This window comes from Mastigocoleus sp. MO_188.B34 (assembly GCF_030065675.1).
Lineage (GTDB): Bacteria > Cyanobacteriota > Cyanobacteriia > Cyanobacteriales > Nostocaceae > Mastigocoleus.
Map to the genome: position 1 here is coordinate 1 of NZ_JASJDK010000059.1, position 15,496 is coordinate 15,496.

At 37.4% G+C, this 15,496-nt stretch carries 12 protein-coding genes; 5 read left to right on the forward strand and 7 right to left on the reverse strand.

Translation table 11 applies throughout. The features are described 5' to 3' along the window. Window positions 1–1,259, reverse strand: a 1,259-nt coding sequence (locus tag QNJ50_RS15125; RefSeq protein WP_300636587.1) for an IS1634 family transposase, incomplete at its 3' end; no start/stop codon positions are given. A 256-nt stretch (window positions 1,260–1,515) separates the two neighbouring features. Between QNJ50_RS15125 and QNJ50_RS15130 the strand changes: the two genes are divergently transcribed. Next, entirely contained in the window at window positions 1,516–2,709 is a 1,194-nt protein-coding gene (locus QNJ50_RS15130) for an ArsR family transcriptional regulator (RefSeq protein ID WP_300636589.1), read from the forward strand. Then, window positions 2,709–3,584 (forward strand): mechanosensitive ion channel domain-containing protein, encoded by an 876-nt coding sequence (locus tag QNJ50_RS15135; RefSeq protein ID WP_300636591.1) that lies wholly within the window; start codon window positions 2,709–2,711, stop codon window positions 3,582–3,584. Before QNJ50_RS15130 ends, QNJ50_RS15135 begins: the two co-directional genes overlap by 1 nt. 109 nt (window positions 3,585–3,693) lie before the next feature. Here the strand turns inward: QNJ50_RS15135 and QNJ50_RS15140 are convergent, their stop codons facing one another. Continuing rightward, a complete protein-coding gene (locus QNJ50_RS15140; protein ID WP_300636593.1) occupies window positions 3,694–5,202 on the reverse strand; it encodes a UbiD family decarboxylase in 1,509 nt (502 codons plus the stop codon). Window positions 5,203–5,464: 262 nt separating this feature from the next. Here QNJ50_RS15140 and QNJ50_RS15145 point away from each other — a divergent pair, with 262 nt between their 5' ends. The 3 genes from QNJ50_RS15145 (at window position 5,465) to QNJ50_RS15155 (ending at window position 8,224) form a co-directional block, all read left to right on the forward strand. After that, the gene (locus QNJ50_RS15145) at window positions 5,465–6,082 is read left to right on the forward strand and encodes a MotA/TolQ/ExbB proton channel family protein (RefSeq protein ID WP_300636595.1); all 618 of its coding nucleotides are present in this window, start codon (window positions 5,465–5,467) and stop codon (window positions 6,080–6,082) included. Window positions 6,083–6,546: 464 nt separating this feature from the next. After that, complete coding sequence (locus tag QNJ50_RS15150; protein ID WP_300636597.1) at window positions 6,547–7,620, forward strand: RRXRR domain-containing protein; 1,074 nt, start codon at window positions 6,547–6,549, stop codon at window positions 7,618–7,620. Window positions 7,621–7,819: 199 nt separating this feature from the next. Further along, window positions 7,820–8,224, forward strand: coding sequence for a PPC domain-containing DNA-binding protein (locus QNJ50_RS15155; protein ID WP_300636599.1), 405 nt, complete (start codon window positions 7,820–7,822; stop codon window positions 8,222–8,224). Between the two features lie 231 nt (window positions 8,225–8,455). Here QNJ50_RS15155 and QNJ50_RS15160 read toward each other — a convergent pair whose 3' ends face one another. From QNJ50_RS15160 to QNJ50_RS15180, 5 genes are all read right to left on the reverse strand, one after another. Continuing rightward, complete coding sequence (locus tag QNJ50_RS15160; RefSeq protein WP_300636601.1) at window positions 8,456–9,436, reverse strand: RsmB/NOP family class I SAM-dependent RNA methyltransferase; 981 nt, start codon at window positions 9,434–9,436, stop codon at window positions 8,456–8,458. 87 nt (window positions 9,437–9,523) lie between these two features. Beyond that, window positions 9,524–9,763, reverse strand: coding sequence for a hypothetical protein (locus QNJ50_RS15165; RefSeq protein ID WP_300636603.1), 240 nt, complete (start codon window positions 9,761–9,763; stop codon window positions 9,524–9,526). 212 nt (window positions 9,764–9,975) lie between these two features. After that, window positions 9,976–11,811 carry a signal peptide peptidase SppA gene (gene sppA / locus QNJ50_RS15170; protein WP_300636605.1) on the reverse strand — a complete coding sequence of 612 codons (1,836 nt, stop codon included), beginning with the start codon at window positions 11,809–11,811 and terminating at the stop codon, window positions 9,976–9,978. A gap of 277 nt (window positions 11,812–12,088) precedes the next feature. Beyond that, a complete protein-coding gene (gene fni / locus QNJ50_RS15175; protein ID WP_300636607.1) occupies window positions 12,089–13,129 on the reverse strand; it encodes a type 2 isopentenyl-diphosphate Delta-isomerase in 1,041 nt (346 codons plus the stop codon). A gap of 197 nt (window positions 13,130–13,326) precedes the next feature. After that, a complete protein-coding gene (locus QNJ50_RS15180) occupies window positions 13,327–14,988 on the reverse strand; it encodes a DUF3352 domain-containing protein (RefSeq protein WP_300636609.1) in 1,662 nt (553 codons plus the stop codon). Between the last annotated feature and the right edge of the window lie 508 nt (window positions 14,989–15,496).

The window sequence follows — 15,496 nt, forward strand, 5'->3', positions numbered from 1 at the left end:
TGAGCTTTATATTCAGAAATCATTTCTGAATTACTGAGTATGCTTTCATCTAAAACATTTGTAGCAAGAACAAAACGCCCAGCACTTTGAATACTGTTATTAATCGCAACTTCGTTTTTTGATAATGTTGCTTCTATTTGATAAAAACATTTTTGATTTTCAGTTCTACTAGACAACATCTTTTCACTAACTTGAATGTCATCCAAATTATGATATTTGAATTTTTTAGATAACTTTGATGCTGCTTTCATTGCATCCTCATAACAATTAAACTGTTCTCTTTGTAATTTTTTTAATTGTGAACTAGCGCTAATTCCTGACTTTTGAATTCTTTTTTCTAATTGTCGTAGGTCAGATTTCTTCCTGGCTTCACTTTGAACTATCAACCATCTTTGTTTAACCGAGGCATAGCTACTTTCTTTCGCAACATACGAGTAACCATTTATTTGACTTTTGACTAATTCAGAATCATTTATATTTGCAACCAGTCTTTTTGCTTCAGCCAGTGATAATGGTACACGAGATAACCATTTAATATCAGATAATAATTTTAAATTTGTAGCAGTATATAAAGCACTATCTGCTACCATCAAACTATCAATTTCTATTTGTTTTTTAAAATCAAGTAATATTTTTCCAAAACTGGCTGAATCGGCTTCATTCCCAGATGCAGTTTTGAAAAAAATTGGTATATCTCCATCTCCAGAACATATCAAATCAATAATAAATTGTTTTAAATCTGGTCTGTGGTCACGAGAGTAACCATATGTTATTTTAATTTCTTCTGGTTCTGTGCTTTTTATTTCCGGTAAATTACCATTCAATTTTTTTTTATTATATTCACCATGGAGATGAAAAGATGAAGAATCTAGATGCTCAAATAGTAATGATACATCAAATGTTTTAACTGCATTTAATGAAATTGCTAAGAAAATATTACTTAATCCTTTACTGAATAATTTATCCATCGTCCTGCCCAATTTATCATCATTTAGATATTCAGGTTTTACTCCTTCTCCAATCAAATGTTCACAAGCTCGGTTCTCAAAAAAATTTGAAAACATATATAGTGGTGCAGAAACAAAGCCTAAACCATTTAAAATCATTGCTTTCACAACATGACCAGGACTAATTTTTTCGGAAATATCTTCTCCAACTAAGTTATTAACTATTTCAACTAAACCAATTGAATCAATAATTCCGGCGACTATTCCCAAATGGTCAATATTTTTAATTTCAATTTCTTCAAGAGTAGACATAGCACCTGTAAAATAATGAATAAAAATACTTTGCTAGTATTTTCACACTTTCTGTGCCTGAAAACTTATTAAAATCTGTTCTTCCTATCAGAAAAATTAGACGTTCAAGTAAAACCTACAATACTGGCAAATCAATAAATAATTACTGACTTTAATAGTAATATTTCTCATTTACCTTCAATAAATCTAAATTTTTGATAGTCTTTATGTACTATTATTGGCGTTAGCTAATTTTTGAGGCTGTGGGGTGCGGAATGTGGGATATAAGATGGGTGGATTGTTTGAAGGATTTCAAAATTGGTTGCACAAAAATCGTGAATTATTGCTTTCTGCGTTTCCCAACAATGAAAAAGAAGACAAAGAAACAGAAGTATCACTAACAGAATTACCACTATCTTTAAAATCTAAGTTAGTCGCAGCGATTGAAAATTTACCCAGCAATGATGCAGGATTGGAAGCTATTCATTCCAAATTGGATGAAGCTTTAGAAGAATGGCATGAAAATCCAAAAACTGCTGATAATTCCTTGATAATTTTAAGTTCACCTGTGACTACAGTCTCACGTATATTGACCAATAACTTAAATAATTGGGCTGCAAACTCTGAAATACCCCTGCGATATTTACAATTAAACGGAAGACCAGCACAGAAAAATATCATTACCGAGCTACGGGAACAACTAGATCGGGAAGAAGCATTTACAGAAGCAAAACAACCAGAAATTGTTGTAATCCCAAACTTGAATTGGTGTTATCTACGTTGTTTTGAAGGTTTAGAAGGAATTGACTATATACAAGATGTACTGCTTCAAGATCGTACCCGGTTTTGGGTCATTGGTTCAGGTTTAGTTGGTTGGCAATATCTTAATTGTATTTCGAACTTTGAGGCTTATTGTGGTAATTCTCTAATATTGCCAGAACTTGAGGGCGAGCAACTAAAAACCTGGTTACAACCTATTGTTGATGAGTTCGAAATCAGTTTTGCAGAACCGGACTTAGAGAATAACAATACTGTGAAACAACAGTATAAAGAACTTCAATATAATCAAACAAAATATTTCAACCGGTTAGCATCTGTCAGTCAAGGAATTAGCAGTGTTGCAGTCCAAATATTTTTGCAATCAATTTGCTATGAGCCTGTAGAATCAAATACAGAAGAACATTCAGGTCTTTTGAGGGTGAAAACTCCCGAACTACCATCATTAAACCGTCTAGAGCAACATGACCTCTATGTTTTATATTCTCTTTTATTACATGGAGATTTAACTTTGTCTGCTTTAGCAGATAGTTTAGGAGATCCACAATCATCCATTAAGGGTCGGGTCAGGGTACTACAGCGTGTAGAATTAATCCAACAACAGGATGATACACTTAGTGTAAATACAATTCACTATCCCCGCCTCAAAAAAGAACTGGACAATAATAATTTTATTATTGATGAATCTGACTAATGTTAATCAATTTAATACTGTTTATATTAGCTCAATCTAATAATAACGTCGCAAAACAAACTGTAGAAAAAACCCAACAAGTAATTACTCAAATCACCACGGAAAAAATTGCTCAAGCATTAATAGCCTTAGCTCTTTCTTACATTTTAATTAAAGTAGTCGACCAATTAATTAACTGGTTATCAGAAAGAGTTGCTAAAGAATGGCGATTACAATTTAAACAGTTTATTCCTTTTACGAGAATGATGGTATTAACCATCACAGTCATATTTTTAATGAACTTGTTTTTGAACTTGTCGCGAGATAACTTACTCGCAGTTACAGGGACAATTGCTGTAGCTTTGGGTTTTGCTTTTAAAGACTACGCCAGTTCAATTATTGCAGGTATCATTGGTTTATTTGAAGCACCTTATCGTCTTGGCGATCGCATCCAATTAGGAGATAGCTACGGTGAAGTAATGACTTATGGTTTGAGGGGAATTCGTCTCAGGACTCCAGAAGATAACATTGTTACTATTCCCCACAATAAGATTTGGACAGACCCGGTATCTAACGCCAACATGGGAGCATTAGAAGCTCAAGTAGTTACGGAATTTTTCCTACATCACTCGGTAGATGTTGAATTAGTAAAAAAAATACTTTACCGCGTCGCACATACAAGTAAATACACTCACTTAAAATTACCAATTTTAGTATGGGTAGAAGAAACGCCTTGGGGAACCCGCTTTCAACTCAAAAGTTATCCCCTTGATGCGAGGGATGAATTTATCTACAAAACAGATTTAACTACAAGAGCAAAACAAGTATTTGCTAAATATAATCTTCCCTATCCCCGTTATCTTAATCGAGAAGATGAAGAAAAATCTGGGGATTAGGGATTGGCGATTGGTAATTGGTAGTTGGTAATTGGTAGTTGGTAATTGGTAATTGGTTACTCTTTACTTTTTACTCATTACTTCTTACTTCTTACTTTTTACTTTTTACTCATCTCATATCGTACCCAAACAAATTGGGGTCAACCTCCTGCAAATCTAAATCATCTAAACCATACTCAGCCCATCTTCTTTCCACCATTTCCGCAACTTCCGGATCGGACTCCAAAGGTGCACCCCAATCATGATCGGTTTCTGGAGGAATTTTGGTAGTCGCATCAATTCCCATCCGTCCCCCCAAACCAATTTTTTCACTGGCGAAATCTAAGGTATCAAAAGGAGTATCGGGCAAAATAAACACATCTCGGGTCGGGTCAACCTTGGAACTAATCGCCCAAACTACCTGACGCGGATCCCTAATATTGATATTTTTATCGACCACAATCACAAATTTTGTGTAAGTAAACTGTGGTAAAGCACTCCAAAACGCCAAAGCAGCTCGTCGTGCTTGTCCCGGATATGCTTTATCAATGGAAATAATCGCCGCTTTGTAACTTAAAGCTTCCATTGGAAGGAAGAAATCAACAATTTCCGAAACCTGTTGGCGCAAAATCGGCGTATAGATTCTGTTTAATGCGATCGCCATCATTGCTTCTTCTTTGGGGGGACGACCGCTAAAGGTGGTTAAATACACCGGGTCTTTGCGATGGGTCATACATTGAAAACGAACCAGAGGCGAATCTTCCACCCCACCGTAATATCCCATATGGTCGCCAAAAGGACCATCAGGCAACACTTCTCCAGGAGTAATTGTTCCTTCTAAAACAAATTCAGAATCTGCTGGGACTTGCAAATCTACCGTTTTACATTTAGCTAGTTGAACTCCCGAACCACCGTAAAGACCAGCAAATAACCACTCTGATAAATCTACAGGAATTGGTGTCGCTGCAGCCATAATAATTAATGGATCCACACCCAGAGCGATCGCAACCTCTAATTTTTTGCCATTTTCAGCAGCTTTACGTAAATGTCTTGCACCACCCCGTACCGATAACCAATGTACGGTCATGGTATTTTTGGATTGGAGTTGTAAGCGATACACGCCCACATTTGGAGTACCTGTCTCACAATCTTTAGTAATTACCAATCCCAAAGTAATAATTTTGCCCGCGTCGCCGGGATAAGGACGGATTAAGGGTAACTTATTTAAATCTAGATTATCGCCTTGTATCACGACTTGTTGACAAGCCGGGAAAAAATCTCGTCCCGGTTTAGCTTTGACAACATCAAACAACACTTTACCAAAATCTATTGCTTGGGAAATCTTTTTCGGTGGCTTTGGTTGTTGTAACATCGCCAACTTTTTCCCCAAAGTTTCCAATTCTTGGGGATGTTTCATATTCATCGCCCAACATATCCTTTCCACCGTTCCCATTAAATTAACCGCGACAGGGAAATCAGCACCTTTAACATTTTCAAATAATAAACCTGGGCCACCTTTTTGCAGCATGCGGTTAGAAATTTCCGCAATTTCTAGTTCTGAATCAACCAAAGCCGAAATTCGCTTTAATTGTCCCTTTTCTTCCAGAATTTTAATAAATCCCCGTAAATCTCTTGCCATCGTTCCTATAAATTATAGATATTTAAGAAATGTAAAGCGCTGTTTTATATTTTATATGGGATTGGGTATTAGGGATTGGCGATAGCACTGCGTGCCGCAAGGCGGCACGCAGTGCTATCGCCAATAACTTGTATTCAACTTAACTCCCAGATTCAAAATAATGAGTTATTCTACTGAAATAATAGACTGAATTTTCACCCCATCAGCATTTAGCTTGATAACAATGACCACATTCTTCCATACCTTTCGAGAAGGCGGTCTCATGATGTGGCCCCTGTTGGGTTTATCAGTTGTCACCTTCGCCTATGCTTTAGAACGTATTTGGTTCTGGTTAAGGTTAACAATCTGGGAAAAAAAGGTAGTGCAAGAAATTCTCAGGGCAGCGAAATTTGACCTAGAAAATGCAGAAGTAATTGCTTCTCGTGCCCAAAATTTGGCGGTAGGTCGTCTTTTGTTAGCTCCATTGAGGTTGAGGGAACCTTCCCCAGAAGGATTTCACCACGCACTACAAGCAGCAAGAACGAAAGAGTTGACAGGTATGCGTCAGGGTGAAAAAGTATTAGAGATGGTCGCTGCTATTGCCCCATTATTAGGAATTTTAGGGACTATTGGCGGTTTATACGCAGTATTTGCTAATATGAAGAACGGTCAAGTAGATTCTGCCGATGTTAGTGCAGTAACTCTTGGTCTTAGTGAAGCCTTAATTACTTCTGCAACCGGAATTGGTATAGCTGTGATTGCTTTACTTTTCTTAAAATTATTTACCAATCTGCGATCGCAACAAATAGAGTTTTTCTCGAAGGTTGCTAGCGAATTGGAATTAACCTACTTACAAAATTGGTATGAATCTTCACGATATTTAGAATCACAATTTAAATAAAATTTCAAATTGATGTAAACAAGATTTAGAAATTTTCAGATTTTGGCTAGAGTAAAGTTCGCACAGGTAAACTTCGTAAAATGTTTATCTGTGTTTTTTTTTGCTGAAATTCAGCATCGGTTATGAAAGCTACGATTGGTTTTTCTGTATATCCCTTGTCGCTGCGGTATTATTTCAAATTAATTTATTTGAGGTCACCCTTAACAATTAAAATACAGGTTTGTAGCTTTAGTTGTGGGTGTGAAAAGTGGTCAATAACCCAGCACTAAAGTGACTGGGCTTGTAAGAAACAGTTCTTACTGAGAATTGACTAGGTTACAAGCCGTTAACTGCTACGAACTTACAGATGCTTCCCCAGTCTGTATTATCTTCAAACCTAATTGTTTAGGTGCTGTGTTAAGGCAGGACATGTTGTTAACGGTGACCGAGGGGACTAATAACTTTACACAGCAAGGATTATCTCCATGTTAAGAGTGCCAGTAATTGATAAAGACGGTAGAGTCTTAATGCCAACAAAACCTACTAGAGCGCGACGTTGGCTCAAACAAGGCAAAGCAAAACTGTACAAAAACGATTTACAAGTATTTGCTATTCAAATAAATTTTGACCCTAGTGGGCGTAAAGAACAGAAAGTTGTAGCTGGAATAGATCCAGGCAAGCTTTTTACAGGGATTGCTGTACAATCAGCCAAATTTACTTTGTGGTTAGGGCACCTATACTTACCATTCCAGAAAGTAAAAGACAGAATGGAAACACGGGCTATGATGCGTCGTAATAGAAGAAGTCGCAGAATTAACCGTAAACAATCCTATAATCAACGCGCTCATAGACAAGCAAGATTTGACAACCGTCGTCAGAATAAAATTGCTCCTTCAATCAAAGCTAATCGCGACTTAGAAAAACGCGTTCTTGATGAATTAGATAAATTGTTTCCATTTATTGATGTTGTTATTGAAAGCGTTCAAGCCAAAGGGAACAAAGCTTTTAGTCCTGTAATGGTTGGTCAAGAATGGCAAATAGATCGATTACTCGACTCTTACGACGTTGAAACCATTGAAGGCTGGCAAACAGCACAAATAAGACGTGAATTAGGACTAGTTAAACAAAAACATTCAAAATCAGATGCAGTCGTAGCCACTCATGCCGTAGATGGGATTGCTCTGGCTGCCAGTGAATTCATGAAGTATCAAATTACCTCAACTAATTCTAGGGGGTGGGTAGGTAGGGTTGATGTTACAGCTTGTCCATTGACTGTTATTCGGCGTCCTCCCATCAGCCGTCGCCAACTTCACTTATTGCAGTTTAGTAAGGGCGGCAAACGTCGCAAGTATGGCGGAACTATTACTAGACATGGTTTCAGGAAAGGTGACTATGTTGAAGCGTTCCAAGGGACTAAGACATTTAGAGGCTGGGTGAGTGGTGACACCAAATCACAAGTTTCTGTTAGCAATACTGAATGGAAACGGCTAGGCCAGTTTTCTAAGAACAAAGTTCAATTACTTAAACGTTCTACGGGCTTAATTGTTCAAGGTGGTTAAAACCACCGGGGCGTTTTTGAGCACGCATGCTGCCCATGATAGGCTACGCCAGCTCTACGTTTACCTCCCAGCCATAAATGGACTGGGTTTCCTTAGCGCAGCGTGTCCGTTAGCCCGCACCTGAGGGTGTTCAGCGTAGCTGCGTCAACAAACGGCTACGCCGCGTCTGTGCTTTAGCATAAACTACCGAGAAATTTTTATGAAATTATTTCCCCTCAGACTCAAACCAAATCAGGATTTACGTCAGAGTTTACAAAATTTTGCTCTAGACAAAAATATTACCGCAGGATTTATAGTAACTGCAACAGGTAGTTTAAAAGAAGCATCTATTCGTTTTGCAAATCAAGATAAAGCTATTGTTTTAAATAATTACTTTGAAATATTGGCTTTAAATGGCACGATTGCCAATACTGGATGTCATTTACATATTACAGTTTCCAACCAATATGGTAATGTAATTGGTGGACATTTAGTTGACGGTTGTATTATCTACACCACAGCAGAAATTATTATTGGTAGTAGCGACGATTTTACCTTCATTCGGAATATGGATCGAGAAACAGGATATCCAGAATTAGAAATTATCTCCACTATTGAAAAATAAACTCGATCGCAATATTTAGGTCTTCTGATACTTCTCGATCAATTTAACTTACTTTTATACACACTTACTTTTGACTTTTATAAGCAAAGCGTGTTCGTAGGATATATTTTGACTTTTAACTTTTAACTTTTGACTTGCGCGCAGCGCCTCCTACCCACTTTATTTTGACTTTTATAAGCAAAGCGTGTTCGTAGGATATATTTTAACTTTTGACTTTTGACTTTTGACTTTTTACTTGCACGTAGCGCCTCCAATTACCTTAGTAAAACTGGATAAAATCTCCATATTTATCGGTTGTACCGCTTTTTCTTCAGTATTTTGAAACAAAATTGTAAATGCACCTGCACCCAAACCTGATTGAGGAAACATGCGGTAGCAAGGAATATTTGTTAATTGAGATTGATAGGCTTGCAAATGATTAATCTCAATTGCTCTAAACTGAGGAAATTTTTTTAACAGCCATTCACAAACTCTTTCATTTTCTTCTGGTGAATAAGTGCAAGTAGTATAGGAAAGATATCCCTGTGGAGCAACAATTTTAGCTGAATTAGCAAGAATTCTTTTTTGACGATTAGCATTTTTACTAATAATAGTTGGATGAAAACATCCCGGAGCTTTATCTCCTTTAGCTAGTAAAGATTGTCCAGAACAAGGAGCGTCAACAATTACTAGGTTGCTGGATAAAGATATATTTTCGCCAAAAACACTGGGATCTCTATTTACTATCAGGTGAGGATTAATATTGCAGCGTTTAAAGTTAGAGATTAACATTCCCAAACGTTTACCAATTACTTCATTACTAATAAGTAAGCTCGGTTGTAAAAGTTTCCAAGCAAAAATACTTTTCCCTCCAGGTGCAGCACACATGTCAAATATTGTATTTACTGGCTGAGAAGTTCTCTGGGGAGAGATTGTGAGTAAACTTGATGCTGCAAATACAGACGAAAAATCTAAGCAGTAAAAGTATCCTTGTTCATGGAGTGGATGTTTACCCGGTTTAGTTGTTAAAGATAAGCGATCGATAAAATCAGGCTGCCAATCAATCGGAAATTCTGTGTCAAATGGAGAATCTTGGGGTTTTTCTCCACACCAAAGAATACAAGGATGGAAGGGTTTGGGGTTAATTAATGCTTCAACAAATTTTTCCCTTGATTCGATATCTTCAAATATACGCCTAGATAGTTTTAATAATAAATTTGAAGGCTTTTGCATACCTGATTTAATTAACAATAGATATATCACTTAAGATATATCACCCAGGACATAATATTTGCTTGGAAGCAAACAGGAAATAGATATCTAACTTTTATGGTTAAATTGCCACGCAATTCCAAACGCCGCTCCTGCACCTGCTCCCAAACCAGTTTCCATACCCTGTATAATTTTTTCAATAGGATTCTGAGTTAGACACTGGCTAGTTATATTACTTGCTTGCAAACAAGTAGTACTTTGCATCCAACTTATCGCGCCACCAAAAACTATACCGATCGCGCAACAAGACACAACAAGTAGCAAAAGGCGTTTGGTTTGTGGATCCATAAATAAAGTCAAAAGTAAAAAGTAAAAAGTCAGGAGTCAGGAGTCAGGAGTAAGGAGTCAGGAGTAAGGTCAGCGTTCACCGCAGGTGCATCTTGGACGCGCTTCGCTTACAGCGAACAGCGGGGCGCGTTAGCCTAGCGGGACACGTAAGTGTACACAACAGCACACAGTAATGAGTTAAGTGATTGGTAACTGATAACTGTTAACTGTTTCTACTCGATCCGGAAATTAAAAGGTAAACGAGCATATACACCCCGGGGATCCTTCATATTTTCAAAAATTTCTATCTCTTCTTTAAGCTTACGAAGTTCACCTCCAAGTGGATGAGATAGCAATTCTTGAGATTTTTGCTGAGCTATAATTGCGCTTACTTCTTCCTTAGCTACACCAAAAAAGCGTTCCTCAAATGAACTCAATCTCGGATATTCTTTCAATTGCCAATTATTACCCAATTTAGCCAATTTAGCTGAATGTGCAATTGCTTTATCTAAACCGCCAATTTCATCAACTAAACCAATTTGCTTAGCTCTGGTACCCGACCAAACTCTTCCTTGAGCAATTTCTGCAACTTTTGCTTTAGGAAGATTGCGACCTTTGGCAACTTTATTCAAAAATACATCATAAATACTATTGACTGTGCGCTGATAAATCTCTAACTCTTGGGGAGATCTAGGACGAGAAACACCTTGACTATCAGCATAACGTCCGGTTTTAACACTATCCCAAGTAATACCATTATCGTTTGCTAGTTCCTGAATATTAAATATGCTTCCGAACACACCAATAGAACCTGTAACGGTATTTGGTTCCGCAAAAATTCGATTGGAGTCCACAGCAATCCAATAACCCCCTGAAGCTGCAACATCCCCCATGGAAACCACCACAGGTTTTAGCTTTTGGGTCAGACGTATTTCCCTTTGCATCACTTCAGATGCGGTTGCACTACCTCCAGGACTATTAATTCGCAAAACCACCGCTTTTATATTCTTGTCCTGACGAATACTTCGGAATATTTTGGCAAAGCGATCGCCACCAATTTGTTCGTTTTCTCCGTTACCATCGACAATTGCACCTTCAGCATAGACAACAGCAACTTTATTTTTCGACCTGCGTTTAGTGGGTGAAGAAGCATCGCGGGTTTTTGCATATTGAGCCAAACTAATTTGGCGAAAACTTTTATCCTCTTTCTTACTACCAGTTAATTTCTTCAGATCGGCGATCACCTCATCAGCATAAGCAACTTTATCTACTAAACCATTAGCTTTAGCTCGATCTGCTAATAATAAAGCTTGATTATCTGCTATCTGCTGTAACTGCTGTGGGGTTATTTTTCTATTTTTACCTACGGTTGCACGCCACTCCGACCATAAATCATTAAGCAATACTTGAAGTTGAGTTCGATTTTCTGGGCTTAGTTTTTTCAGTATAAGTGGCTCCACAGCACCTTTAAACTTTCCAACTCTGACAATTTGTACCCCAACACCATACTTTTCAAATGCACCAGCAAGAAATATCGGTTGGGAGCTAAAACCGTTGATTTCCATTCCTCCCAAAGGATTTATTGCTACAGTATCAGCGACCGAACTTAGGTAATATCCTTTTTCCCCCCAGTTCGTTCCATAAGCAACAATCTTTTTCCCCGAATCACGAAATTTTTCTAAAGAGCGACGAATCTCCCTCAGGGTCGCAAAACCTTCAGCTTCTCCTTGAGATGCTTTACTTGCATCTAAATAAATACCGATAATTCGTTTATCATTTTTAGCTTTTTCAATCGTATCTAATAAAGCTCTGAGTGAAATTTGTTTTTGGTAATTACCCGATATTACCTGTTGAAAAAATTCACTAGAGTTGGGTTGTCCTTCAGTAATTTTCGTTGATAAGTCAAATACCAAAAATGATTTATCTTTTACAACTGGTTCCGGTTCTCGAGAAAAAGTTGCTGCAAATAACAGCAGAAGTAATCCGGTAGTTCCAATACCAAAAAAAATAAATAATCCCAGCAAACTTCCTACTAAGCTAGCAAAAGTTTGTTTAACAAAATTGGCCATTTTTAGAATTAGATTTAGTTCTTTATTAGGAGTATTCAGTTGTTAGTCATCATTGAAAGAAAATTAGAACCAACAACTATTAACTTTAGGCTGTTGGTTTAAGGAGTTTCAAAATAATTCACACCATAATTTGCGAACCATAGGGATGCATCAACTCCTTCCTGAATGGTGGTATATTTTTACTTGAAAATCCCTCGTATTTACACTAAATTTCTCAAACAGAACAGAAGTCATTAAGTTCTAATACGACCACTTAAATTATTCTAATCTTTTACTATTATAATCTTTGTACTAGTTGTAAACTCTGCGAACGCTTCAACTGTTCGAGATTAATATTACCAGTACAGAATAATACAGTAGTAATTTCAGCAATCAAAACTTCTATTAGTTCGCATACAGCTATTTCTGAAGTAGCAGCAGCTTTTAAAAAAGGCATTGCCAATCCTGCAATATTAGCTCCCAAAGCAATGGACTTTGCGATATCTAATCCGTGACGCAATCCTCCCGAAGCAATTAAAGGCACATTTACGTCTATTGTTCTAATACTTTTAATACAATCAGCCGTAGGTAAACCCCAATCAGAAAAAGTTCTGCCCAAACGACGTCCCATAGCATTTTGAGCTCGTTCGCTTTCCACCATTGCCCAGGATGTTCCCCCCGCACCAGCTACATCTATTGCAGTTACCCCAACACTAAGAAGCTTTTTCGCCATGGCTGCCGATATTCCATTTCCCACTTCCTTGGCGATAACTGGGACTGGCAATTTTGAGCAAACGGTTTCAATTTTGTCAAATAAACCGTGAAAATTTGTATCTCCCTGAGGTTGGATACATTCTTGTAGTGGGTTGATATGCAAAATTAAAGCATCTGCTTCTAGGGTATCAACTATTCGCAAACATTGTTCTAAACCACAATTATAGTTGAGTTGTACAGCACCCAAGTTAGCAAATAAAGGTATATCAGGAGCATATTTACGCACAGCAAAAGTATCTGCGACTTCTGGTTTTTCTAGGGCTACTCGTTGAGAGCCTACACCCATAGGGATTTTGTATTGTTGTGCTGCGATCGCTAACCGACGATTGATGGTAGCAGCTTGTTCTGTACCTCCTGTCATGGAAGAAATGAGTATAGGTGCACCAAGTTGTTTATCTAAAAACTGAGTAGTGAGATCGATATCATTACGATCTAATTCTGGTAAACAACAATGTGTAAAACGGTAACGTTCGAGTCCATTAGAAATTTGGCGAAACTGTACATCTTCTTCCAGACAAATACGGATATGATCTGCTTTACGGACTTGAGTAGCTGCTTCGGTCATATTTGGAGGTCTTGTAACTGTGGATCGGGCTGATATTATTTTCCCATTAAAGATTGGGGATGGGCGACTAGGGATTGGGGATTGGCGACTGGGTATTAGGAATTAACAATACTAATTACTCATTACTTCTTACTTACTCATTACTTCTTACTTACTCATTACTTCTTACTTACTCATTACTTTTTACTTTTTACTTCTTATTCACTTTTCCGCTTGAGTGCTAACACAAATTCAAATTGTGAAATTTCTTTGTTAGGATTATTTGCTGTCATACCCACCCCGCGAATCGAATTTAGTACAGTTCTTGCTTCCTTAGGAATTGGCTGTAATGCAGCAAAACGGTCAAAGATATCCATACTTAGATCCATATTCAGGTAAAAATAACCGCTATTTGGCTGCTGTAAAGAACCTGCGATAGTTTTGAAGGGATCGCTATCTTTCAAAGACGGGTTTGTTGGAGTTGCAACCGTTTGTGCTACAGAGTCACCAACAGCCATAAATACTGTGTCATTATCCAACCAACCTTGGGTTACTAAAGCACCTTGTCCCGGAAACTCCCACTTAGTCACGTCTTTATCGCCAACTTTACCTTTCTGAATACTTATAGGTAATTGATTTTGGGCAATATTATTGATTTTATCGAACGTTGCTTCAGTTGTTTGGCGATCGCTTGTGTCAAATACTAGCGCCGCACCAAAACCAGTATTTGCTAAAACTCCTTGATTCGCAGGAATTAAAGCTAATGCAAATTCTCCATCCATCCAGCCAAAAATATCTTTATCCAAATCAATATTGATAGCTTGCAGTTGAGTTCTTGTTTGCTGAAGGGCTTGATTAAGTTCGGGATTAGTTTCAGACTGTTTGACAAAAGCTGACCAAACACCTTTTAAACCCTTACCATTTGCCGAAAGGATAGTATCTACCGGAAACAGATTGACTAAATTTGAAGGACTATTGGGATACTGGTATTCGGTAAGTTGGGGATCCAGATTTGCAGTCGCTTTCATCCGAATCCCTACATCATCAACTCCAATCGCCCCAATCATAGACTTAACCTGCTTCAACTGTTCCAAGGTTTGTGGAGGTATTTGAGAGGAAGAGTTGGTAGTGAGTAATTGTTTTACAGTGTTTCCATAGTCAGGTACATATACTTTTACTAAAGTATTTTGTAAGTCTACATTGTGATTAAATAATTTATCTGCCCCAGGCTTACTTGCAAAAGATGCTTCACCTTTATAGGTATCAATCGCTTGCTGTACGTTTTCCTTGTTGGGAGCAAATACTACTCGATCGTTTAAAATCGCACTGTAACTAGGTGCTCCTTTATTTTCAATAGTTTCTGTAATTGTTTCGCCTTTATAATCTATTTCCTTTGTCTCGACGTCTTTTTGTGATTTTAGTTTTTTGGAAAAATCTAATGCTGCGAGTTTATCCTTAACTCCCACAACCATAAGTAAATTAGGCTCAGACCGTTCTTGAGGAGCACTTTGGGTCGGTTGAACTGGATTTGGTGGAAGTACGGCGAACATTACTCCACCCAGCCAAGGCTTTAAATCTTTTTCGTAGGAAAGATCGCTATCTTTTGTCAAATCTTTTTTGAAATCTTCTAGACCTTGAGTAATTAGTTTTTGCGCTTCCGGAGTTCCAAAATTTTCTAGATTCGACCATAGTTTGGGATCGGTCGAGATATAGGCTGTCATGATTGCTTCATCTGGAACCAGTTTCGCACTACCCAAAGCATCTGAGATAGTTCCAGAAGGACCACCCTTTAAGAATAAATAAGTTGCAGTTGCAATTCCTCCAAGTACTAAAGCTGCGCCTACTGCGGGGATTAAAAATTTTGCTTTGTTTTGTGGCATTATAGCTAATTTAACCTCTTTTCCTTCAAATTTTGATTTAACAAACTACAAACGTCATGGTAGAGTATTCGGATTTATGCAACAGATATTGTAATTTAGCGAGATTTACTGATTTTTGAGGTCATACCGCATACTATTTTCGATTTTGATTGCTGCAATTAGAAAAAACAGGGCAAACAAAGTGCTATGTCCCCTAGATAAATGACATAATTATTTAACTAAAAAATAATTTTAATTTGTGAATAAAGGATGAAATTGTCATAGAATATAGGACTTAATAAAACATAGGACTTAATAAAACTAATATTTAAAGGAAAAAACAAAGGCAAAAGATAGCATAAGCATTTCTAGTACTTGTTAGGTTTATTATCCAGAAGATATTAATTCGGCATAAATCAGAGAAAAATTGTCAAATAAAATCAGAATTCTAATTCTGATGCACATTTTCAATTAAGTTGTATTGTTAAGAATTACCTAACCTTGTCAATTTATCTGTCGGGAGTTTGAA

Excerpts from the sequence above, each read along its gene's own strand:
- QNJ50_RS15135 (WP_300636591.1), top strand. The coding sequence starts at position 2,709 with ATGTTAATCAATTTAATACTGTTTATATTAGCTCAATCTAATAATAAC.
- QNJ50_RS15140 (WP_300636593.1), bottom strand. The coding sequence starts at position 5,202 with ATGGCAAGAGATTTACGGGGATTTATTAAAATTCTGGAAGAAAAGGGA.
- QNJ50_RS15145 (WP_300636595.1), top strand. The coding sequence starts at position 5,465 with ATGATGTGGCCCCTGTTGGGTTTATCAGTTGTCACCTTCGCCTATGCT.
- sppA (WP_300636605.1), bottom strand. The coding sequence starts at position 11,811 with ATGGCCAATTTTGTTAAACAAACTTTTGCTAGCTTAGTAGGAAGTTTG.
- fni (WP_300636607.1), bottom strand. The coding sequence starts at position 13,129 with ATGACCGAAGCAGCTACTCAAGTCCGTAAAGCAGATCATATCCGTATT.
- QNJ50_RS15150 (WP_300636597.1), top strand. The coding sequence starts at position 6,547 with ATGTTAAGAGTGCCAGTAATTGATAAAGACGGTAGAGTCTTAATGCCA.
- QNJ50_RS15160 (WP_300636601.1), bottom strand. The coding sequence starts at position 9,436 with ATGCAAAAGCCTTCAAATTTATTATTAAAACTATCTAGGCGTATATTT.
- QNJ50_RS15165 (WP_300636603.1), bottom strand. The coding sequence starts at position 9,763 with ATGGATCCACAAACCAAACGCCTTTTGCTACTTGTTGTGTCTTGTTGC.
- QNJ50_RS15155 (WP_300636599.1), top strand. The coding sequence starts at position 7,820 with ATGAAATTATTTCCCCTCAGACTCAAACCAAATCAGGATTTACGTCAG.
- QNJ50_RS15180 (WP_300636609.1), bottom strand. The coding sequence starts at position 14,988 with ATGCCACAAAACAAAGCAAAATTTTTAATCCCCGCAGTAGGCGCAGCT.